We start from the raw sequence: 19,837 nt of genomic DNA on the forward strand, positions 1-19,837 counted from the left end.
CGATCAGCGGACGAACCGCCCGATGAGCGGCACTCGTTCGAGCGCGAGCCGCCGGACCGTCCGACGCGCCTCGTCGGCCTCGGCGCGCGTTATCGATCCGGCGTACGCGGCGCGCTCGTACGCGGCCGCGACGGTCTCGATGCGCTCATCCGCGCCGAGCGTCCGGACCGCGTCGACGTAGCTCCGCGGCGTCTCCCCCGGTCGCCGCTCGCGATACCGGCCGGCGAGCAGCCGTTCGAGGTCCGCGAACGCGCGCTCGGCGTCCGCGGCCGGGTCGCGTCGCCGCCGCGGCAGGACCGGTCCGATCTGTCGGCTCGCGCGGTCCGTCACCCCGATCCGCCGAGCGCCCGCGACCGCGAGCGCGACGACGAGCAGCCAGTACATCGCCGTCTCCGCGCTCGGCGTCGGCAGGAGTCCGCCGCCGTCGGAGCCGTCGCCCCCGCCGGTCTGTTGAACCTCGCCGGTCTCGGGGCCTTGGAGCCGCGAGACGTCGACCGACGAGACACTCCCCGAGCCGTTCGTCTCGTTTCCGTCCGCTGTCGCCGGGTCGCTCGACCCGTTCCCCTCCGCGTCGGACGCGGGGTCGCCGCCGTCGCCGCCGTCACCGCCGAGCGCGTCCGGGCGGACCGTCCCGGTGTCCGCCTCTAAGGTCTGGTCCGGCGCGGACGCCTCGGTGTCGACGTTCTCCGCCCCGTCGGCGCGCGCCTCCGCGAGCCGGGTGTTCCGGGCCTCGTCGCGGGGGTCGGAGGGAGTGGGGTCGAACGCCACCCAGCCGCGGTCCGGGACGTATATCGACACCCACGTGTGGGCGTTCTGCCCGCGGACGACGTACTCGTCCTCGCCGACCCGCTGGCCCGAGGTGTAGCCGCTCTCGAACCGGGTCGGGACCCCCTGCGACCGGAGCATCGCCGCCATCGTGGTCGCGAAGTACACGCAGTACCCCGCGTCCATCTCGAAGAGGAACGCGTCGGCGATGTCGCCCTCGGGCCGCTGGACGGTCAGCGAGTAGTCGTACTCGGACCGCAGGTACGCCTCGACCGCGGCCGCCCGCTCGTACGGGGAGTCGGCGTCCGCCGCCGCCGTGATCTCCGCGGTCCGCTCGCCGATCCGGTCGGGGGTGCTCTCCGGGAGCTGCGTGTAGCGCCCCTCGATCGCCGCCGGGTAGCCGTCGCTCGCGTTCCGGAGGTCGGCCGGGTCGGCGTCGAGCACGCGGCTCTCCACGGTCGCCCGCTCGCCCGGTTCGAGCGGCTCCGCGAGCCGGAGGCTGCCGCGCTCGTCGACCCTGACCGCCCCGTCGCCCGGGCCGGACGCGGAGACGGGCTTCCACGGTGCCGGCAGCGCGGTCGACTCGGTCTCCGCGGTGATCGACACGGCGGCGGTCTCGGTCGAGCCGGGCGGGCCGGAGAGCGACCCGCCGAGGGTGGACCGCTCCCCGGTCCTGACCCAGCCGTCGCCGGTGTAGGTGTCGTACGCGCCCGTGTGCCAGTTCCGTTCGACCGGGCTCTCGATCGTGTATCGCACCTCCGGTGAGAGCCGCGTCGTCCCGACGACCGTCAGCTCGTCGTCGCCGCTCAGGCTCGACTCCAGCGTCGCCGTGCCGCGGTCGATCCCGAGCGGTGCCGCCCCGCCCGCCGGGATCACGGTGACCGTCGCGCTCGCGACGACCATCGCCGCGACCACCACCGCGAACGTGCCGGCGTGGCCGCGGCGGCGGCTCGGCGTCGAGAGCGTCGAGAGACCGACGGCGAGCGCCAGCCCGACGACGCCGGCGACCGCCGCCCACGTGCCGGCGTCGCCGGTGAGCACGAGGAATCCGAGGGTCCCGCCGGCGGCGGTCGCGGCCGCGACGTGGCGGCCGCGGCCGGCGAAGTAGCCGACGAGGAACGTCGGCACCGGTGCCACGGCGAGCACCCATATGTCCGCGAGCGCCAGCCGCAACACGGAGAGACCGGTCGACAGCGCGAGGACGTCGAGGGCGACGCTGCGGACGGTGAACAGCGCGCGCTGACTCTCGGGGATCGCGAACAGGTACCCCGACAGGCCGGCGACGAGAACCCCTGTGGCCAGCCACAGCGCGGTCCGCTCGCTCACGACCCGCGCCAGCGCCAGCCCGCCGATCCCGGCGACCGCGACGACGGCGGCGGTCCGCGCCGTCCCGCCGACGACGTTCGTCACCCGGAAGAAGACCGCGAGGTACGCCGCGGCGGCGACGACGACGCCGACGACCGCCGGGTCGGCGACGCGCCGATCGCCGCCGTCCGCCGCCGCGAGGCGAGCCGTCTCCCCGGACGATTCGCGGCTCACGACGGCGTCACCTCTCGGTTCTCCGACGCCGCGCCTGTCCGCCCCCGTCCGGGGTCGCCGGTCGCGGCGCGCTCCTCGTCCGCCTCGCGGCGCAGGTCGGCGAACGAGACGGACCGGTCACCGGTCCGGAACCGGGCACCGCTCGTGTCGGCGATGACCGTCACGTCGGCGTCGTCGTCGGTCACCGTCCCCGGGCCGGTCCGCGCCGCGAGTTCGAGCACCTCGCGCCGCCCGCGCCCGCCCGGCGACGCCGACGCGCGTCCGGCCGGCAGCGCCACCTCGACGGGGACGCCGTCGTCGAGCAGCGCCAGCGCGAGGCTGACGGTCGCCCGCGCGAGCTCGTCGGCCGCCGCCGCGCTCGGGGGACGATCGTCGGCCGAGCCGTCGCCCCGATCTGCGGTCCCGAACCCGGTGATCTCGTCGCCGCCGCTGACGGCGGTCCCGCCCGCGATCGTCACCTGGTTCCGGGCAGTCTCGGCCGCGAACTCCTTGACGACGATCTCGTCGCGCTTGGCGGTCGTCGCCCAGTGGACGTCGCGGACCGCGTCGCCGCGGGTGTACTCGCGGAGCCGGTCGAACTCCTCGCGCTCCCGGCTCACGTCGACCGCGTCGGCCGCGCGTAGCGCCCGCCGGAACCCGGTCGGGATCGGGTCGCGCGGCGGGTAGACGATCACCGCGGCGGTCTCGTCGACGACGAGGTCGCGCTCGAACAGCCCGAACACGTCGGTGACGGTGAGGTCGATCGGTCCGAGGACCCGCTCGCCGCGCCGGCGGTACGTCACGCGGTACGAGATCGGCTCCGTCCCGACGGACGCCCGAATCGGTGTCGTCGGCCCGTCCAGCCCCTCGTCGACGCGCACGTGGATGTCGGCGAGAAACGAGAGAGAGGCGGTGCCGTCACCTCGCGTCGCCCCGGAGCCGAACTCCAAGCGCACGTCCCGCGTCTCCCCGACGAACCCGTCCGGCGGCGGCACGTGTCGCACTGGGGGGGTCTCGACGCGCGACACCTGAACGTAGCCGGCGGCGAGCGCGACGGCGACCGGGAGCACGACCGCGTCGAGCGCGCGGCCGCCGGCGACGAGCGCGCTGGCGACCGCGACGAGTCCGGCGACGCCGGCGACGCGCCCCCGGCGGGTGAGCGAAGCGGTCATCGGTGTGCGGGGGGAGCCGGCACCGTCGATCACTCCACCCGGACTCGGTCGAGCGCGTCGTCGACGACGTCGGTGCCGTCGGTCCCGCCCGCCTCGGTCCGGATTCGGTGCGAGAGTACGGTCGGTGCCTCGGCCTGAACGTCGTCGGGGATCACGTACCCGCGGCCGTCGAGGGCGGCGCGGGCCTGCGATGCCCGGATCAGCGCGAGGCTCCCGCGGGGGCTCGCGCCGAGTTCGGCGTTCCGGCGGGTGAACACCGCGAGCCGGGCCACGTACTCCCTGACCGCCTCCGAGGCCTCGATCTCGCCGACGATCGCCCGGGCGCGCCGCACGTCCCCGACCGTCGCGACCGGCTCCACCGCGTCGACCGGGTGTTCACCGGCGAGCCGGTCGAGGATCGCCGCCTCCTCGTCGGTGTCCGGGTAGCCGAGCCGGATCTTCTTCGTGAAGCGGTCGACCTCCGCGACGGGCAGCTCGTAGGTCTGTCCCGGCTCGACGTCGTTCTGGGTCGCGATCACGCAGAACGGGTCCGGCAGGCTCCGCGTCGTCCCGTCGGTGGTCACCTGGTTCTCCTCCATCGCCTCCAGTAGCGCCGACTGCGTCTTCGGCGGCGCGCGGTTGATCTCGTCGCCGAGGACGACGTTCGCGAACACCGGCCCGGGCTGGAAGTCGAACTCGTCCGTTCGACGGTTGAAGACGTTGACGCCGGTGATGTCCGAGGGAAGGAGGTCGGGCGTGAACTGGACGCGCTTGAACGAGCCGTCGATCGAGCGCGCGACCGACTTCGCGAGCGTCGTCTTCCCGACGCCCGGCACGTCCTCGACGAGGAGGTGGCCGCGCGCCAACACCGTGACGAGGACGTGTTCGACCGCGTCGCGCTTGCCGACGATCACCTCTTCGACCGCGCTCGCGATTCGGTCCGCGAGCGCGGCGACGTCCGCCGGCGTCTCGGGTTCGCCCGCCGCGGCGGTGTCGGAGGCGGCCCTCACCGACTCCCCCTCGCCGTCGCCGGACTCCGCGGGGTCCGCTCCGATCGGTCCCGGCTCTCCGGGGTCCGTCATAGCCGGTCGATCTCGTCCGGGCGGGTCTCGTCCGGCGCGGTTGCCCGTCCGGGTACGACCGTGCGAATGCTCCCCGTGATCATCGATATGACTCGGGTAAGGAGAGGAACGGCATATGCGTTCCGCCGGCCGAACTCCCGAACGGTACGGAGAACGGGGAGCTACGGCGACTACGCGTTCCGGGAGCCGCGACGGTCAGGCGTCCCGGACGTTCCGCCCGACGGCGTCGCCGAACGACGCCGCCCCGGTCGCGGGATCGCGCTCGTAGACGACCTCTCCGCGGACGAGCGTGACCTCGGGGAAGACGCCGCGGAGCCCCTCGAAGGGGGTCCACGCGCAGGCGCTGTGGAGCGCGGCGGCCTCGATCTCCCGCGGGTCGGCGGTGTCGACTAAGACGAGGTCGGCGTCGTACCCCTCGGCGACCCGTCCCTTCCGGTCGAGTCCGAACGTCTCGGCCGGGTTCGCGGCGACGACGTCGCGGACGCGTTCGAGCGACAGCTCCCCCGTTCGGACCGATTCGAGCAGCAGCGGGTACAGCGTCTCGACCCCCGGGACGCCGCTTGGCGCGTCGACGAGCCCCCGCCGCTTCTCGTCGACGGCGTGCGGCGCGTGGTCGGTCGCGACCACGTCGACGTCGCCCGCGGCGAGTCGCGCGAACAGCGCCTCGCGGCGCTCCTCGGAGCGGAGCGGCGGGTTCATCCGCCCGAACGTCCCGAGCGACCGCGTCCGCTCGCGGGAGAGGAACAGGTGGTGCGGCGTCACCTCGCAGGTGACGCTGGGGGCCGCGTCGGTCCCGGCTCTGCCGGCCTCGCCCCCCTCGTCGCCGTCGGCCCTCCCCTCGCGGGCCTCCACAACGGCGTCGACCGCCTCCGGCGTCGAGGTGTGCGCGATGTGGACCCGCGCGTCGCGGTCCGCGGCCGCCGCGAGCGCGCGCTCGACGGCCGCGACCTCCGCGTCGGCGGTCCGGTAGGCGGACCACGCGTCCGCGATTGCGGCCGTCCCGATCCCGCCGAGGTCGCCGTCGAGGGCGCTCTCGTCGAACAGCGTCGCGTCCTCGGCGTGGACCGTCACGGGGACGCCGCGGGCGGTCGCCTCGTCGAGCGCCTCCCCGAACAGGTCGGCGTCGATCCCCATGTCGCCCGTCGAGTCCGCGAGGAACACCTCGCCGAGCGCGAACAGGGGCCGGTCGAACAGGCTCTCCGGGTCCCAGTCGGGGGTCACGCCGCCGTTGATCCCGTAGTCGACGAGCGACTCGGCGGCGAGCGCCGCCTTCTCGTCGAACGCCTCGCCGTCGACGGTGGGCGGCGAGGTGTTCGGCTGGTCGACGACGGTCGTCACCCCGCCCGCGGCCGCGCTGCGCGAGCCGGAACTCCACGTCTCCTTGTGGCTCCCGCCCGGTTCGCGGAAGTGAACGTGGACGTCGACCGCGCCCGGGAGCAGGTGTCTCCCGCGCGCTTCGAGCACGCGCTCGCCGGCGTCGGCGTCCAGCCCCTCGGCGACCGCGTCGATCCGTCCGTCGTCGCCGATCCGCACGTCCCGTACCCGGCCGTCGGCCAGCGTCGCGCCCGTGATAAGCATCGTGTCCCCCGCTCGCGGCGCGCGGGATAAACGCTGGCGGTTCCGCCCGGCGGGCGTCGCGGCCCGATCGCGCCGACGGACCGCCGGACGCCGCCACGAGGCGACGGACCGCAGACGTCACCACAAGAGGTTTGCCGTCTCCGGCGTCTCCTCACTCGCATGGCCCTCGCCCTCCTGTCGCTCTCGGCTTCGATCTCTCTGCTCGCAGTCTCTCCGCTCGCGGTCTCCGCGGTCGCGGACTCGCTCGTCGGCTGGCTGTGGACGGCCGCGCTGTTCCTGTTTCCGGGTCTCGTCGCCGCGGGACTGTGCGCACCGTTCCTCGCCGTCAAGCGGGTTCGGGCCCTGTTCCGCGCGCTCCCGCCGGCGGGCCGGACCCTCCCCTCGTACGTCGCCGTCGCGGTCGGGCTCTCGATCCCGTATCTCGCCGGCGTCGTCCTCACCGTCGCGCTCGTCGACTCGGCCGGTCCCGGCTGGAGCGAGGGCTTCCTCGACACCGCCCTGTTCGGCGGGCTCCTCGTCGGCCTCGTCGCCCCCGCGGTCGCCGTGATCGGGCTTCCGCGCCTCGGACTCGACTGGGACTCGACGGGGTACGGTCCCTCGACGTGGCTCCTCCTCGTCGCGGCCGGCCTGTGGTACGCGTTCGTCGCCGCGGTCCCGCTGGTCGCGCTCGCCGTCGGCATGGCGCTGCCGGGCGGGTACTGAGCGGCGCTCGAACGGGTCGCGGCGCGCCGCGGAACCGCTCCGAGGCGTAAGATTTTCCTCGGGGTCGCGTCGTAAGCTCGGGTATGTTCCCCGCTCCCTTCCGGCTGTTCTTCGCCGTCGTTCCCCTCCTCGTCGCCGGCGGCGCGCTGGCGATGGCGGCGTTCCCCCGTCGACTGACCCGATGGAACCTGCGCTCCGCGGACGGCTCGACGGAGACGATCGAGCCGAGCGACACGCGGATCCTGCTGATGCGCGTCATGGGCGTCGTCGTCGCCGGTCTCGCGCTGTTCATGTTGTACACGAGCTTCAGGATACTCCCCTGACGGTCGTCGACGCCCTTCCGGCGATCGGAACCGACGCCGCCCGCAACCGACCGTGCCACCCGCTGTCGACGCTCCGATACGGTTTTGGGTCGCCCCGCGGAACTCCCGGCAAATGCTGTCTCGACAGTTCGTCCGGGAGAACCCCGAGGTCGTCCGCGAGGCGCTCGACAACAAGGGCGTCGACGTCGACCTCGACCGGATACTCGACGTCGACGAGGAGTGGCGGGAGCTGAAACAGCGCGGCGACGACCTGCGCCACGAGCGCAACGAGGTCTCCTCGAAGATCGGCGAACTGAAGGGGGCCGGCGAGGAGGAGGCGGCCCAGGAGGCGATCGAGCGCTCGCAGGAGCTCAAGTCGGAGCTTCAGGGGATCGAGGAGCGCGCCGAGGAACTAGAGACCGAACTGGAGGAGTCGCTGCTCGAACTCCCGCAGATCCCGCAAGACTCCGTCCCTGTGGGCGAAGACGAGTCCGAGAACGTCGAGCGCCGCCGCGAGGGGTTCGACGACCTCCGCAAGCTCCCCGAGGAGGTGACGCCGCACTACGACCTCGGCGAGGACCTCGAAATCTTAGACTTCGAGCGCGGCGCGAAGGTCGCCGGCGGCGGCTTCTACGTCGCGAAGGGCGACGGCGCGCGCCTCGAACACGCGCTGATCCAGTTCATGCTCGATGTCCACCGCGAGCAGGGGTACGAGGACGTGTTCCCGCCGATCCCGGTCAACTCCGCCTCGATGCGCGGCACCGGTCAGCTCCCGAAGTTCACCGAGGACGCCTACCGAGTGGAGGGATCGAACGAGGACGCGTACGACGACGACGACCTCTGGCTGCTCCCGACCGCGGAGGTGCCCGTCACCAACCTCCACCGCGACGAGATCCTGCTCGGCGAGGACCTCCCGCTCAAGTATCAGGCGTACACCCCGAACTTCCGGCAGGAGGCGGGCGAACACGGCACCGAGACGCGCGGCATCGTCCGCGTCCACCAGTTCAACAAGGTGGAGATGGTGAACTTCGTCCGCCCCGAGGAGAGCGACGAGCGCTTCGAGGGGCTCGTCGACGAGGCCGAGGAGGTGCTCCGTCGGCTGGAGCTTCCCTATCGCATCCTTGAGATGTGTACCGGCGACCTCGGCTTCACGCAGGCGAAGAAGTACGACGTGGAGGTGTGGGCACCCGGCGACGACATGGACGAGGGCCCCGAAGAGGGCGGCCGCTGGTTGGAGGTCTCCTCGGTCTCGAACTTCGAGGACTTTCAGGCGCGCCGTGCCGGCATCCAGTACCGCGAAGAACACCACGAGTCCGCGGAGTACCTCCACACCCTGAACGGCTCCGGGCTCGCGGTCCCCCGGATCGTCGTCGCGGTCTTGGAGTACTACCAGAACGACGACGGCACCGTCACCGTTCCCGAGGCGCTGCGCCCGTACATGGGCGGCACCGAGGTCATCGAGGGGCACGACCCGGTCGGCGAGACGAAGCTCGGAAGCGGGGAGTGAGCGGGCCGGGCGCGATCGGCCCGAACCGCTACCGACGCCAGAGGATCAGGACGCCGGCCACCACCGAGAGGCCGACGACCGTCAGCGCTTCGCCCATCATTCCCGGGTCGCTCAGCGTTGCGATTCCGACGGCCGTCGTCACGAGCCCGACGACCAGCGCGATCGCCCCCAACACGACGTTCGGAACGAATCCGAGCAGGACATCGAAGACGAGTTCGACAACGTCGTCGATCATGGGTCTCTGAGTCTCGTTCGCCCTCCGACGATAACGTTTCGGCAGGAAAATAGGAATAAACCGTTCGGTAGAGTCTCACGAATTGCTCAGTACAGGAGACTTAGCGACCGATCCACCAGATCGGTGCGGTGGCGCGCGCCTGCGAGGCCGCCTCGCGGCCGAGCAGCACGCGCGAGGGAGTCGGCCGCAACGAGGGCGACCGAAGGGAGCCCGACGGACGCGGCCGACGAGGCTGGGGAGGTGTGAGTGCGGTGCTGTGCGGGGCGGGACTCGAAGGGGCAGTCGCGAGGACGAAGCACGACGAAGTAAGCACCACAGGGAGTGAGCGAAGCGAACGACCGAGGAGCACAGCGAGTCGCGCAAGTCCTCGCGGCTGGGGCTTCGGTGGTCTTGATCACAGCGTCGGTTTCGTCGTAGCGAGCGGCTGGGGCTTCGGCGGTGTTCCTGTCGATCGGCGAGTTGTAAGTGAAACGCTCTCTGTACAGCGTAAGGCTCGTGTCACCGTTTCCGTCGGGGCCCCACGCGTATCGCTACTTGTTCTCCAGCGCGTCGAGGACGCACGCGGCGGCGACGACGGCCTCCTTCGGCACGTCGCTCGCGTCGTCGACGGTGACGGTGTACTCGTCGCGCAGCGAGAACTTCCCCTCGATGTCGCCGACGTGGCCGCCGTCGGCGTCGAATATCTCGTACTTGTTCGGGATGAAGTTCGCGACCGAGACGAGGTGCCGGAGCGCCGAGAGCAGCTTGTTCTTCGACTGAATCGTCGCCAGTGCCTCGCCGGTCTCGGGGTCGCGGATCGTCCAGTTCTCGACGAACAGCGAGTAGTCCTCGTCTAAGACGACGACCTCCTCGCCGGTGCCCGCGTCGACGATGGCGTAGTTGCCTCCGATGTCCACGATGCCGCCCGCCTTCACGGAGAAGGCGTCCTCGTCGTCGCCGGTGACGAACGGGAACTCCTCTTTCAGCTTGAACAGCTTCTGTTTCCCGCGCAAGACGACGTTTCCGGCGCTGTCGCGGACGGCGTACTTGTTCCGCACCATCGACTGTTTCACCTCGTAGCGGTCGTCGCTGAGGTCCACGGTGGAGATGTCGTACGCGCTCTGCTCGGACTCGGACGCGGAGGGCAGCGGCATGGGTTCGGGGACGGGGAGGCGTCAAAAAAGGCTTCCGTTCGTTCGGACGACTCTCAGGGCGTCAGCCGGTCGATCGAGAGCCACTCGATCGGATCGCCGTCGGTTTTCTCGGGGGTCTCGCCGACCGTCTCCCCGTCCGCCTCGACCAGCGCGAAGGCCATCTCCTTGCGGACGCCGCCGGCGAGCCGCACGTCGAGGGAGAGCTCCCGGGGCGAAAAGCGGTGATCGCGCTCGACGACGCGCACGAGGTGCTCGGAGTGCGGGAGGTCTTCGACCGTCTCCACGTCGAGGTACGTCCGGAAGTCCGCGCCGAACTTGAACCCGGTCTTCGGGACCGCGTCGGCCGCTCGGAGGCGCTCGTACACGGCGAGCCGGCGGTCGAACCGCTCGCCCTCCACGTCGCGGCCGCGGGCGACGACCCGGGCGGCGTCGTCGGAGTCGCGAGAGTTCCCCGCCGAATCTTCCACCGAGGCCGACACCGACAGCCGGTCGTCCGCGGCCAGCGACGCAGCCTCGACGAGCGAGAGCTGGAGCGCGCCCTCGACGTCGGCGGCCCGCCCCGTGAGCGGCTGGCCGTAGAAGCCGTGTTCGTGGAGGTCCGCCGGGGCGTCCCAGACGACGACGCGGTCCGCGAGGAGGACGCCGGTCAGGTCGCTCGGCGGCTCGTAGTCGGTCGACCCCTCGATCGCGCCGCGCTCGGCCGCGAAGTAGGTGATGTCGGACTCCTCGTCGACGACCGCGAGGGTCCGCCCGGCGAGCCCGCTCGCCGCGACGGACTCGCGCTCGCCGACGACCTGAATGGGGTACTTCACGTTGCCCGTGTCGGGCGTCTCGCCGCGCTCGTAGGCGACGAAGTCGACCGCGTCGCTCGGCGCGTCGCGCCCGCCGGGCCACGGGTCGCGGGCGGGCGAGAGGTAGAAGCCGCGGTCGCGGAGATCGGAGTAGACGAGAAACCGCACCGCGAAGCGGTCGGCCGCGGCCGCGCTCGCGACGAAGAAGCGCTCGAAGCCGACCGGGTCGGCGTCGTCGGCGAGCGCGATCCCGGAGAGGTCGCCGCGGAACAGGAGGTGCGCGGCCTCGACCCGCGAGAGCGCGATCTCGTCGCCGTCGAGCGGTCGCCCGTATCCCCGGCCGTCGTAGAAGCGCTGGCGGGCGTCCCCGCCGACGCGGACCGTCTCGTCGCGCAGGTGTCCCGTCGGGTGCATGTCCGTCACCGCGGGCGGCCGAGGGAAGGGGGTTCCGGTCGGTACTCGTGGGACTGGGACAAAGCGGATCGAGTAGTTGATTTATAACTAGTTGCGTACGAGTCGACGACGAACGCCGCCGAAACCCCAGCCGCTCGGCTGTACGACGCGGTAACCGCTTATAAACGGGCGATCAACACGAACGCCGTCGAAGCCCCAGCCGCGGGGCGGGCGAACGCTCGCTGCGGTCCTCAGTCGCTCACTCCGTTCGCTCCCTGCGGTCCTTACTTCGCCTGCGCCCGCCCCGCGGCTGCCCCTTCGAGTCCCGCCCCGCACAGCACGGCACCTCACGCCTCCCCAGCCTCGTCAGTCGCCGTCGCTCCGCTCCGGCGACTGACTCCCTCGCGCGTGCTCCTCGCGCCCTGCGGGGCGCTCGGAGGCACGCGCCACCGCGACCACTTTTTATAAGCAATCGTCGCTACCTCTCACGGCCGTTTCGGATCTTCATCTACGGACGGGGAACCGACTCGCGACGGAACCGGACAAGCATAAAGAGCCGCCGGCGAGAACGACGGGTATGAACGACACCGCAGGGCTCCGGCTCACGGTGCGTGCCGCCGAGAAGCGGGACGCGGGCCGGGGCATCGCCAGGCTCCCCGAGTCGGCCCGCAAGCGGCTTGCCCTCCTCAGCGGCGACACGGTCGAGGTGCGCGGCGAGCGTACCGCCGTCGCGAAGGTGTGGCCGGGCGGTCCCGACGCCGCCGAGGGCTCCGTCCTCATCGACGCCGACACCCGCGCGAACGCCGGCGTGAAGGTCGGCGACACCGTGACGATCGCCCCCGTCGACGTCTCCGACGCCGACGCCATCACCCTCTCCGCGCCCGGCCGCCTCGCCGACGTGGACGTGAGCCGCGAGGTGATAGAGCGGGCGCTCTCCCGCGAACTCCGCGACCGCCCCGTCACCGAGGGCGAGGCCGTCCACGTCGAGCGGCTCGGCGGCCTCCGGTTCGTCGTCGCGCGGACTGATCCCGCGGGCACCGTTCGGATCACCGCGTCGACGGACGTGTCGGTCGCGTACGAGGGCGATGCGGGGTCCGCTCCGGCTTCCGCGGACGCACCCGCGAGAGCCGGGAGCGACCCGGACTCCGGACCGACCGACCGGTCGGGTCCGCCCGGGAGCGACGGTCAGCCCGCCGCCGGCGACTCGCCGCCTGAGGAGCGCACGGCGGGCGCGACCTACGAGGACATCGGCGGGCTCGACGAGGAGCTAGAGCTGGTCCGCGAGACGATCGAACTCCCGCTCTCGGAGCCGGAGGTGTTCACGCGGCTCGGCATCGACCCGCCGAAGGGGGTCCTGCTCCACGGGCCGCCGGGGACCGGGAAGACGCTCATCGCCCGCGCCGTCGCCAACGAGGTGGACGCGACGTTCATCACCGTCGACGGCCCGGAGATCATGTCGAAGTACAAGGGCGAAAGCGAAGAGAAGCTCCGCGAGAAGTTCACCGAAGCCCGTGAGAGCGCCCCCGCGATAATCTTCTTCGACGAGATCGACTCGATCGCCGGCAAGCGCGACGACGGCGGCGACGTGGAGAACCGCGTCGTCGGCCAACTGCTCTCGCTGATGGACGGGCTGGACGCCCGCGGCGACGTGATCGTCATCGGCGCGACGAACCGCGTCGACACCATCGACCCCGCGCTCCGCCGGGGCGGCCGGTTCGACCGCGAGATCGAGATCGGCGTCCCCGGCGAGGCGGGCCGCCGACAGATCCTCGACGTTCACACGCGGCGGATGCCCCTCGCGGACGACGTGGACTTAGACCGGATCGCGAGCCGGACCCACGGGTTCGTCGGCGCTGACATCGAGGGGCTCGCGCAGGAGGCGGCGATGACCGCCCTCCGGCGCGCGCGCGAGTCGGACGCCCGGGCGCTCGACGACGTGACCGTCGGCAAGGCCGACTTCGAGGCCGCCCACGCGAACGTCGAGCCGAGCGCGATGCGCGAGTACGTCGCCGAGCAGCCGACGACCGACTTCGCCGACGTCGGCGGCCTCGACGACGCGAAGGCGGAGCTGGAACGCGCCGTGACGTGGCCGCTCTCGTACGGCCCCCTCTTCGACGCGGCGGACGCTGACCCGCCGACGGGCGTGCTGCTCCACGGGCCGCCCGGGACCGGGAAGACGATGCTCGCGCGCGCCATCGCCGGCGAGAGCGGCGTGAACTTCATCCAGGTCGCCGGGCCGGAGCTGCTCGACCGGTACGTCGGCGAGTCGGAGAAGGCGGTCCGCGAGCTGTTCGACCGCGCGCGGCAGGCGGCCCCCGCGATAATCTTCTTCGACGAGATCGACGCGATCGCGACCGACCGCGACGGCGCGGGCGGCGACGGCTCGGGCGTCGGCGAGCGCGTCGTCTCGCAGCTGCTGACGGAGCTGGACCGCGCCAGCGACAACCCGAACCTCGTCGTTCTCGCGGCGACCAACCGGCGGAACGCGCTCGACCGGGCGCTGCTCCGCCCCGGCCGCTTGGAGACGCACGTCGAGGTGCCCGAGCCGGACCGCGAGGCGCGCCGGAAGATCCTCGACGTTCACACGCGCGAGAAGCCCCTCGTCGACGGCGTCAACCTCGACCGGCTCGCCGACGAGACGGAGGGGTACTCCGGCGCGGAGATCGCTGCCCTGACGCGCGCGGCGGCGATGCGCGCCATCGAGCGCGTCGCCGACGAACACGGCGAGGCCGCAAACGACCACGCCGACGAGGTCGGCATCACCGAGGCCGACTTCGACGCGGCGCTCGAATCCGTCCGCCCCGAGACCGCCTGATTGCGGCCGTCGCGGAAATCATCCGCTAGATTTGTTGAAATCCTCCGCAGTTGATCGTTGTTCACGCTCAATGGGTCAATACAGGTAACGTAGAGAATAGTCTGCTAGATCGGTGCGGTGGCGCGCGCCTCCGAGCGCCCTTTTAAGGGCGCGAGGAGCGCCGCGCGAGGGAGTCAGTCGCCGGAGCGAAGCGACGGCGACTGACGAGGCTGGGGAGGTGTGAGGTGCGGTTGCGGTGCTGTGCGGGGTGGGAATCGAAGGGGCAGCCGCGAGGCGGGCACAGGCGACGGAAGCACTGGAAGGAGCGAACGGAGTGAGTGACTGAAGCGCGCACCGAGCGTGCGCCCGCCTCGCGGCTGGGGCTTCGGCGGTGTTCACCGCGCCAGCAACAATCCCATTCCCATCACCAACATCAGACACGAAATAACCGCCTTATAAGCACGCTTCACAGACCGGCTGTTCCAGCTCACTTTCCCTCCGCAGAATAGGATTTCCACGGAATCTGTCCGCTCAGTCCTCTCCGGTGGACGCGTCCTCGGTGTCTCCTGAGGATCCGTGGCCGTGGGCGTGCGCGCCGCCCTCGCCGAGCGGGCCCGCGCCGAACTCGTCGACGGGAGTGACGCTGTAATCGACCGTGAGCGTGTCCTTCGTCGCGCGCACCTTCCCCACGAACGTCGATATCTCCTCCAAGCCGCCCTCCAACACGAACAGCTCCATGCAGTACTGCGAGCCGACGTGGCTGTGGAAGTTCGAGGCGACGATCCCCTCGTGTTCGTGGCGCAGCCGCATCATCCGCTCTTCGACGCTTGTCGTCTCGTAGTTGAAGAGGACGGTCACCACGGCCATCAAGGCCCGGTCTTCGAGTTTCGCGTCCTCGAACTCGCCGAGAAGGTTCCGGGAGGCCTCGCGGACGACCTCGCTGCGGCCGGTGTAGCCGTGTTCGTCGGAGAACTGGTCGATCCGTTCGAGCAACTCCTCGGGCATAGACACGCTGACGACTGTCATGTATTAACCTAAACCGCAGAAGTTGTTAATCCTTGAGGTTCGGCTCGTCGCGCTCCGCTCCGCCCTTGGGTCGGTCGTCATCCTCCGGCTTTCCCCCGCCGTCGATCCGCTCGCCGAGCCACGCGTAGTGGTCGAGCAGCGCGGTCTCGCCCGCCTCGGTGAGCGTATACACGTCGGCGATGCCCTCGGTCCGCCGGTCGAGGTAGCCGCTCTCGACGAGCGCGGAGAGGGTCCCGTAGAAGGAGCCGGGGTCGATCCGCTCGTCGTAGTGCGATTCGAGCCGGCTCTTCGCGGACTGCGCGCGAAGCTCGCCGTGGTCGTACAGCAGCGCACAGAGGTCGCGGCGGCGGCCGCTGTGGAACCACTTCGCCATACGACCGCTCTCTCGCGACGCCTCACGACGGTTTCGATCGGAACTGCCCGGCCGCCGGGCGGAACGTCGAAATGACATACCATGTCGTGTCAAGAATATTCTTCTCCAAATGTCGTCTATACTGAAGAATAACTGAGCGAATAACGTATAATATGTGTATATATGTGGTTCTACGGAACGTTTTTACTCCCGATCGTCGCACGAAACGATATGCGCGAGACGATCGAACGGCTCGTCTGCCGACACCGGTACGAGCGACGCGCGGTGGTTATCAACCCCGACGAGGTCGTAGAGCGCTGTCCGAAGTGCGGCAAGGAACGGGTTCGGACGCAAACGGGATCGTAGCGACGGCTCAGGTCGGCCCCACCAGTTCGTCGAGGCGGTCGACGCGCCGGTCGCCGAGAACGCACCGCCCGCGGTCGTCGTGGCCGACGCGCTCGACGTGGACCGCGTCGAGTCCGGCGTTCCAGGCGGCGGCCACGTCGCTCTCGCCGTCGCCGACGTAGTAGCCGCGGGCGGTCCGAGGGTCGACGCCGAGCTCGTCCATCGCGGCCTCGATCGGGTCCGGGTCGGGCTTCCACCCCGTCTCGTCGGTGCAGCAGACGACCGCGTCGAAGCGGTCGTCGAGATCGACGCGGTCGAGGACGGGGTCGGCGAGGAACTCCTGACAGTGGGTGACGAGCCCGGTCGGGCCGCCGACCGCCGCCACGTGGTCGAGCAGGCGCGCGGCGTCGTCGTGGAGGTACGTCGCCTCCGCACGGGCGACCGGGTCCTCGACGGCGTGGAACGCCGGCCAGAACGCGTCCGGGTCGACGCCGAACTCGCGGAGCGTCTCGCCGCGCGGCCCGCCGAGTCCGTGCCAAAGGACGTACGCCTCCCGGTCGGAGAACTCGCGGCCCAGTCGGTCGCCGACGCGGTCGAACACCGTCCGGGTGTACTCCCACTCGGCGTCGACGAGGGTCCCGTCGAGATCGAACAGGTGGAAGTCGTAGTCGGCGACGGCCATCGGGGACCGTTCGTAGGCAGGGTGCGGATAAGTGCGTTGCGGGTTCGCCCACCGTCACGCCGCCCGTCCGTCACCCTCCGCTCGTCACTCCCGGACGTGGACCGAGGATCCGAGGTACTTGCGGACCACTTCATCGACCGACTCGGCGTTGAACGGGTCCAACTCCGTCGCGATCGCGTCCGTCAGCGCGTCGAGGTACGCCTCGTCGGTGCGGAGTTCGCGGAAGTCGACGGCGACGACGTCGACGCCCGCGGCGTCCGCGACGCCCAACCGCTCCGCGGCGACCCGGCGGAACGCCGGTTCGTCGCCGATCTCGCCGCGCCACAGGCGGTTCCGGAAGAACAGCCACCCGTCGGTGCCGGGCTCGCTCGCGGGGATCTCCATCGTCGTCTCGAACCGGTCGGGGTCGACGGCGGCGTCCGGCGGATCGAGCCGGAACGCGACGCGGAAGACGTAGGCGGCGTCCATCGCGTGGGGGCTGCGGGACCGGAGGGTAAAAGTACATATCCCTCGGTCGAGTGAATTGATCCGGATGCTGAATCGTCTCCGCGGTCTCATCGAGCGCGCGTACGGCCGACACCTGCGCCGCGAGATCGACGACGTCCCCGACCACGTCGCCGTCATTCAGGACGGGAACCGCCGGTACGCGCGCGAGCGCGGCGACGACGCCCCCGACGGTCACCGTGCCGGCGCGGACACCACGGAGCGCGTCCTCGACTGGTGCGCCGACCTCGGGGTCTCGGAGCTCACCCTCTACGCCTTCTCCACCGAGAACTTCGAGCGCCCCGACGAGGAGCTGGAGCCCCTCTTCGACCTGTTGGAGCGTAAGCTCCGGGAGTTCGCTGACGCCGACCGCGTCCACGAGCAGGGGGTGCGCGTCCGGGTCATCGGCGACGTGCCCCGGCTCCCGCCGCGCGTCCGCGACGCGGTCGACTACGCGGAGCGGCGCACCGCCGACAACGACCGGTTCACGCTCAACGTCGCGCTGGCGTACGGCGGCCGGACCGAGCTGCTCGACGCCGCCCGCGACATCGCCCGCGACGTGGTCGCCGGCGAGATGGACCCCGGAGCGGTCGACGTCGAGACCGTCGAGTCGCGGCTGTACGACCGGCCGATCCGCGACGTGGACCTGATCGTCCGCACGGGCGGCGACGAGCGGACGTCGAACTTCCTCCCGTGGCACGCGAACGGGAACGAGGCCGCCGTCTACTTCTGTGCGCCGTACTGGCCGGAGTTCTCCGAGGCGGACTTCCTGCGCGCGATCCGCACCTACGAGTCGCGCGAGGAGTCGTGGCAGCGCGCGCGGGCGGAGCGCGCCGCAGCGCTGGTGCGCGCGCTCGCCGAGGTGGAGTTCGCCGAGGCCCGCGCCGCCGCGTCCCGACTCCGGGAGCGCGTCCCGCGGCTCGACGGCAGCGACCTCTCCGACGACGCCCTCGGCATCGCGGAGGGCGACTCGGCCGCATCGGTCGAGAGCGAGTCCCCGGAGCCGACGGAGACGGGCTAAGCCGCCCCGAGCGCGATCCCGCCCGCGTTCCGCGTCAGCAGATACAGCGCGAACGAGGAGAGCCAGTGCGACCCCGCGTAGTCGTCGGTGAGCACGTCCGCGGCCCCCGCCTCGGCGTGGCGGCGCGCCGCGTCGTCCAGCGGCTCCCGGAGCCGTTCGGCCGCCGGTCCCTCCCGCCCCGCCAGCGCGTCGGCCAGCCCCGCGAGACACCACGCCCGGGAGACGTTGAGTCCGATCAGGTGCATCGCCGCGCCGTCGCCCGCGTCGGGTTCGACGTCGACCGGCGCGAGCAGCGCGTCGTGCGGCGGCGCGGCGAGGTCCGGGAGGAACCCGTCGAGCCACGCCGCGAACGCGTCGGGGTCGAGGACGCGCCGGAGCAGGTCGGCCTCGACGAGCGCGGGCGAGACGAAGTCCCAGCCGACCGGCTCCGCGCCGACGACCGCGGCGGTGTCGTCCGCGTAGAGGCGGCGGGCCGTCGCCTCGGTCTCCGATTCGAGGTCGGCGTCGCCGACGACCCGGGCGTAATCGAGGACGCCGGTGAGCGCGAACGCGGTGTTGCCGTGCGTGCCGACGCGCTGCGGGCGCTCGATGCCGAGGAACGACTCGCGGACTCCGCGCCGGATCCGACCTTCGAGCGGCCCGAGCGTCTCGCGCCACGCGTCGGCGCGCGGGTCGTCCCACAGGCGGAGTTCGGCGGCGAGCCGGAGCAGCCACGACCAGCCGTACGGCTCCTCGAAGCCGGCGTTCTGGTCGATGTAGTCGACCTCGCTCGCGACGTTCGGAGCCGTCAGCCGCTCGTCGACGGACGCCTCGATCGCGGTCTCGTCCGGGTGGTCTGAGGCGAGCCGGAGCGCGCGTACGAGCGCCCAGTGGCTGTGGACCGCCGAGTGCCAGTCGAAACAGCCGTAGAAGACGGGGTGATTCTCCGCGGGACGCGTCGGGGCCTCCGGTCCCTCCACGACCCCCTGATAGTGCGGGTACTCGGTCTCGACTCCGTCGAGCGGATGCGCGGCGAGCGCCGTCGCGACGGCGTCGTCGAGCGCCTCCGCCCGTCCGTCGCGGAGCGCGTCCGGCGAGAGCTCCTCGAATGCGTTCATGCCCGACGGTCGGCGGGCCGCCTGTTCAATCGATCGGTCGCGTGCGATCAGGTGGCACGCAGAAAATCGGTTCTCGCGGAGTTACGCCCGGTCGCGACCGGTCATGCGGAAATCTACCGTACCGCGCCGCTCACGCCGGGTTCTTCCGCGTGAGGTCGCTCCCGCAGATCGGGCACCGCTCCTTGTTCTCGTCGAAGGTGCGGTTACAGCCGACACACTGGAACCGCCACTCCCGCTCCTCCGAGATGCCGTCGCGGGCGATAGCCTCGACCGGGAGGTCGAGCCGCTCGGCGACGTTCTGCATCGCGTAGTCGTCGGTGACGAGCGTCGCGTGAAGCTCCAGGGCGGTCGCGATCAGCCGGATGTCTGTGTCTGACAACTCCGCGGCGTCGCCCGACCCCTTCGCGGCCCGGCGGACCCGGTCGACCGCTTCCGGGGCCGGCACGTGCACCGTCATCCCGGAGCCCTCCATCGCGTCGAAGCGGAGCGCCACCTCGCCGGTTAGCTCCTCGTGGACCGCCGGAATGGAGACCACGTCGTCGTCGGTGGTGTACTCGTGGATGAACGCGGACGAGTCGAGGACTTCCATCAGCGGGAGACGACGATGTAGTCTTTCACCGCCTGCACGTTCGCAACCGGTACTCGGAGCCGCCCCATCTCGTCGACGTCGAAGTCGACGCGTCCGGGCCTGAGCTGTTCGTGCGGGCTGACGAGCAGGTGGTTCAGCTCGCCGGACTCGAGGTTCATCGTGATGTTGTACAGGTCCCCGAGTTCCGTGCCGTCGGAGCTCATCACCGCCTTCCCGGAGAGGTTCTCCGCGAGGATGTCGACCATACCCGCACGGTCCCGGGCGACGGTATTAAACGCCACGGGCCGTCCG

At 71.2% G+C, this 19,837-nt stretch carries 20 protein-coding genes; 6 read left to right on the forward strand and 14 right to left on the reverse strand.

The window, feature by feature from the left end; genetic code table 11:
• Positions 1 to 3: 3 nt before the first annotated feature.
• The 4 genes from QOL69_RS02000 to QOL69_RS02015 all read right to left on the reverse strand — a co-directional run bounded on the left by QOL69_RS02000 (position 4) and on the right by QOL69_RS02015 (position 6,094).
• A complete protein-coding gene (locus QOL69_RS02000) occupies positions 4 to 2,304 on the reverse strand; it encodes a transglutaminase TgpA family protein (RefSeq protein ID WP_283401838.1) in 2,301 nt (766 codons plus the stop codon).
• A complete protein-coding gene (locus QOL69_RS02005; RefSeq protein WP_283401839.1) occupies positions 2,301 to 3,455 on the reverse strand; it encodes a DUF58 domain-containing protein in 1,155 nt (384 codons plus the stop codon). The genes QOL69_RS02000 and QOL69_RS02005 overlap by 4 nt, the downstream gene beginning before the upstream one ends.
• Before the next feature lie 29 nt (positions 3,456 to 3,484).
• Positions 3,485 to 4,516: an AAA family ATPase gene (locus QOL69_RS02010; RefSeq protein WP_283401840.1), complete on the reverse strand. Its 1,032-nt coding sequence runs from the start codon at positions 4,514 to 4,516 to the stop codon at positions 3,485 to 3,487.
• A 195-nt stretch (positions 4,517 to 4,711) separates the two neighbouring features.
• Positions 4,712 to 6,094: a dihydroorotase gene (locus QOL69_RS02015; protein WP_283401841.1), complete on the reverse strand. Its 1,383-nt coding sequence runs from the start codon at positions 6,092 to 6,094 to the stop codon at positions 4,712 to 4,714.
• Positions 6,095 to 6,253: 159 nt separating this feature from the next.
• On the opposite strand from QOL69_RS02015, the gene QOL69_RS02020 reads away from it, so the two are divergent.
• The 3 genes from QOL69_RS02020 to serS all read left to right on the forward strand — a co-directional run bounded on the left by QOL69_RS02020 (position 6,254) and on the right by serS (position 8,605).
• A complete protein-coding gene (locus QOL69_RS02020) occupies positions 6,254 to 6,796 on the forward strand; it encodes a DUF8162 family protein (RefSeq protein ID WP_283401842.1) in 543 nt (180 codons plus the stop codon).
• 83 nt (positions 6,797 to 6,879) lie between these two features.
• Positions 6,880 to 7,119, forward strand: a complete 240-nt coding sequence (locus QOL69_RS02025) for a DUF6199 family natural product biosynthesis protein (protein ID WP_048077870.1) — start codon at positions 6,880 to 6,882, stop codon at positions 7,117 to 7,119.
• A gap of 112 nt (positions 7,120 to 7,231) precedes the next feature.
• Positions 7,232 to 8,605, forward strand: a complete 1,374-nt coding sequence (serS, locus tag QOL69_RS02030; RefSeq protein ID WP_283401843.1) for a serine--tRNA ligase — start codon at positions 7,232 to 7,234, stop codon at positions 8,603 to 8,605.
• Between the two features lie 28 nt (positions 8,606 to 8,633).
• Here serS and QOL69_RS02035 read toward each other — a convergent pair whose 3' ends face one another.
• From QOL69_RS02035 to endA, 3 genes are all read right to left on the reverse strand, one after another.
• Entirely contained in the window at positions 8,634 to 8,840 is a 207-nt protein-coding gene (locus QOL69_RS02035) for a hypothetical protein (RefSeq protein WP_048077868.1), read from the reverse strand.
• Between the two features lie 530 nt (positions 8,841 to 9,370).
• Positions 9,371 to 9,973: an LURP-one-related family protein gene (locus tag QOL69_RS02040; RefSeq protein WP_283401844.1), complete on the reverse strand. Its 603-nt coding sequence runs from the start codon at positions 9,971 to 9,973 to the stop codon at positions 9,371 to 9,373.
• 53 nt (positions 9,974 to 10,026) lie between these two features.
• Positions 10,027 to 11,178 carry a tRNA-intron lyase gene (gene endA / locus QOL69_RS02045; protein ID WP_283401845.1) on the reverse strand — a complete coding sequence of 384 codons (1,152 nt, stop codon included), beginning with the start codon at positions 11,176 to 11,178 and terminating at the stop codon, positions 10,027 to 10,029.
• Positions 11,179 to 11,734: 556 nt separating this feature from the next.
• On the opposite strand from endA, the gene QOL69_RS02050 reads away from it, so the two are divergent.
• On the forward strand, positions 11,735 to 13,972 hold the full coding sequence (locus tag QOL69_RS02050; protein ID WP_283401846.1) for an AAA family ATPase: 2,238 nt from the start codon (positions 11,735 to 11,737) through the stop codon (positions 13,970 to 13,972).
• 510 nt (positions 13,973 to 14,482) lie between these two features.
• Here QOL69_RS02050 and QOL69_RS02055 read toward each other — a convergent pair.
• On the reverse strand, positions 14,483 to 14,977 hold the full coding sequence (locus tag QOL69_RS02055) for a CopG family ribbon-helix-helix protein (RefSeq protein ID WP_048077866.1): 495 nt from the start codon (positions 14,975 to 14,977) through the stop codon (positions 14,483 to 14,485).
• Positions 14,978 to 15,002: 25 nt separating this feature from the next.
• Complete coding sequence (locus QOL69_RS02060) at positions 15,003 to 15,350, reverse strand: PadR family transcriptional regulator (RefSeq protein ID WP_283401847.1); 348 nt, start codon at positions 15,348 to 15,350, stop codon at positions 15,003 to 15,005.
• Between the two features lie 210 nt (positions 15,351 to 15,560).
• On the opposite strand from QOL69_RS02060, the gene QOL69_RS02065 reads away from it, so the two are divergent.
• A complete protein-coding gene (locus tag QOL69_RS02065) occupies positions 15,561 to 15,695 on the forward strand; it encodes a hypothetical protein (RefSeq protein ID WP_255331287.1) in 135 nt (44 codons plus the stop codon).
• A gap of 7 nt (positions 15,696 to 15,702) precedes the next feature.
• Here the strand turns inward: QOL69_RS02065 and QOL69_RS02070 are convergent, their stop codons facing one another.
• Positions 15,703 to 16,356: an HAD family hydrolase gene (locus QOL69_RS02070; protein ID WP_283401848.1), complete on the reverse strand. Its 654-nt coding sequence runs from the start codon at positions 16,354 to 16,356 to the stop codon at positions 15,703 to 15,705.
• Between the two features lie 84 nt (positions 16,357 to 16,440).
• The gene (lwrS, locus tag QOL69_RS02075; protein WP_283401849.1) at positions 16,441 to 16,824 is read right to left on the reverse strand and encodes an LWR-salt protein; all 384 of its coding nucleotides are present in this window, start codon (positions 16,822 to 16,824) and stop codon (positions 16,441 to 16,443) included.
• Positions 16,825 to 16,888: 64 nt separating this feature from the next.
• Between lwrS and uppS the strand changes: the two genes are divergently transcribed.
• On the forward strand, positions 16,889 to 17,860 hold the full coding sequence (gene uppS / locus QOL69_RS02080) for a polyprenyl diphosphate synthase (RefSeq protein WP_283401850.1): 972 nt from the start codon (positions 16,889 to 16,891) through the stop codon (positions 17,858 to 17,860).
• Here uppS and QOL69_RS02085 read toward each other — a convergent pair.
• The 3 genes from QOL69_RS02085 to QOL69_RS02095 form a co-directional block, all read right to left on the reverse strand.
• The gene (locus QOL69_RS02085) at positions 17,857 to 18,957 is read right to left on the reverse strand and encodes a DUF2891 domain-containing protein (protein WP_283401851.1); all 1,101 of its coding nucleotides are present in this window, start codon (positions 18,955 to 18,957) and stop codon (positions 17,857 to 17,859) included. The genes uppS and QOL69_RS02085 overlap by 4 nt on opposite strands.
• A gap of 130 nt (positions 18,958 to 19,087) precedes the next feature.
• Complete coding sequence (locus QOL69_RS02090) at positions 19,088 to 19,546, reverse strand: NOB1 family endonuclease (protein ID WP_048077861.1); 459 nt, start codon at positions 19,544 to 19,546, stop codon at positions 19,088 to 19,090.
• Positions 19,546 to 19,791, reverse strand: coding sequence for a PRC-barrel domain-containing protein (locus QOL69_RS02095; protein ID WP_048077860.1), 246 nt, complete (start codon positions 19,789 to 19,791; stop codon positions 19,546 to 19,548). Before QOL69_RS02095 ends, QOL69_RS02090 begins: the two co-directional genes overlap by 1 nt.
• Positions 19,792 to 19,837 lie beyond the last annotated feature (46 nt).

It is taken from the genome of Halorubrum sp. DM2 (assembly GCF_901686465.1).
Lineage (GTDB): Archaea > Halobacteriota > Halobacteria > Halobacteriales > Haloferacaceae > Halorubrum.

Excerpts from the sequence above, each read along its gene's own strand:
- QOL69_RS02005 (WP_283401839.1), bottom strand. The coding sequence starts at position 3,455 with ATGACCGCTTCGCTCACCCGCCGGGGGCGCGTCGCCGGCGTCGCCGGA.
- QOL69_RS02010 (WP_283401840.1), bottom strand. The coding sequence starts at position 4,516 with ATGACGGACCCCGGAGAGCCGGGACCGATCGGAGCGGACCCCGCGGAG.
- QOL69_RS02015 (WP_283401841.1), bottom strand. The coding sequence starts at position 6,094 with ATGCTTATCACGGGCGCGACGCTGGCCGACGGCCGGGTACGGGACGTG.
- QOL69_RS02020 (WP_283401842.1), top strand. The coding sequence starts at position 6,254 with ATGGCCCTCGCCCTCCTGTCGCTCTCGGCTTCGATCTCTCTGCTCGCA.
- QOL69_RS02025 (WP_048077870.1), top strand. The coding sequence starts at position 6,880 with ATGTTCCCCGCTCCCTTCCGGCTGTTCTTCGCCGTCGTTCCCCTCCTC.
- serS (WP_283401843.1), top strand. The coding sequence starts at position 7,232 with ATGCTGTCTCGACAGTTCGTCCGGGAGAACCCCGAGGTCGTCCGCGAG.
- QOL69_RS02035 (WP_048077868.1), bottom strand. The coding sequence starts at position 8,840 with ATGATCGACGACGTTGTCGAACTCGTCTTCGATGTCCTGCTCGGATTC.
- QOL69_RS02040 (WP_283401844.1), bottom strand. The coding sequence starts at position 9,973 with ATGCCGCTGCCCTCCGCGTCCGAGTCCGAGCAGAGCGCGTACGACATC.
- endA (WP_283401845.1), bottom strand. The coding sequence starts at position 11,178 with ATGCACCCGACGGGACACCTGCGCGACGAGACGGTCCGCGTCGGCGGG.
- QOL69_RS02050 (WP_283401846.1), top strand. The coding sequence starts at position 11,735 with ATGAACGACACCGCAGGGCTCCGGCTCACGGTGCGTGCCGCCGAGAAG.
- QOL69_RS02055 (WP_048077866.1), bottom strand. The coding sequence starts at position 14,977 with ATGACAGTCGTCAGCGTGTCTATGCCCGAGGAGTTGCTCGAACGGATC.
- QOL69_RS02060 (WP_283401847.1), bottom strand. The coding sequence starts at position 15,350 with ATGGCGAAGTGGTTCCACAGCGGCCGCCGCCGCGACCTCTGTGCGCTG.
- QOL69_RS02065 (WP_255331287.1), top strand. The coding sequence starts at position 15,561 with ATGCGCGAGACGATCGAACGGCTCGTCTGCCGACACCGGTACGAGCGA.
- QOL69_RS02070 (WP_283401848.1), bottom strand. The coding sequence starts at position 16,356 with ATGGCCGTCGCCGACTACGACTTCCACCTGTTCGATCTCGACGGGACC.
- lwrS (WP_283401849.1), bottom strand. The coding sequence starts at position 16,824 with ATGGACGCCGCCTACGTCTTCCGCGTCGCGTTCCGGCTCGATCCGCCG.
- uppS (WP_283401850.1), top strand. The coding sequence starts at position 16,889 with ATGCTGAATCGTCTCCGCGGTCTCATCGAGCGCGCGTACGGCCGACAC.
- QOL69_RS02085 (WP_283401851.1), bottom strand. The coding sequence starts at position 18,957 with ATGAACGCATTCGAGGAGCTCTCGCCGGACGCGCTCCGCGACGGACGG.
- QOL69_RS02090 (WP_048077861.1), bottom strand. The coding sequence starts at position 19,546 with ATGGAAGTCCTCGACTCGTCCGCGTTCATCCACGAGTACACCACCGAC.
- QOL69_RS02095 (WP_048077860.1), bottom strand. The coding sequence starts at position 19,791 with ATGGTCGACATCCTCGCGGAGAACCTCTCCGGGAAGGCGGTGATGAGC.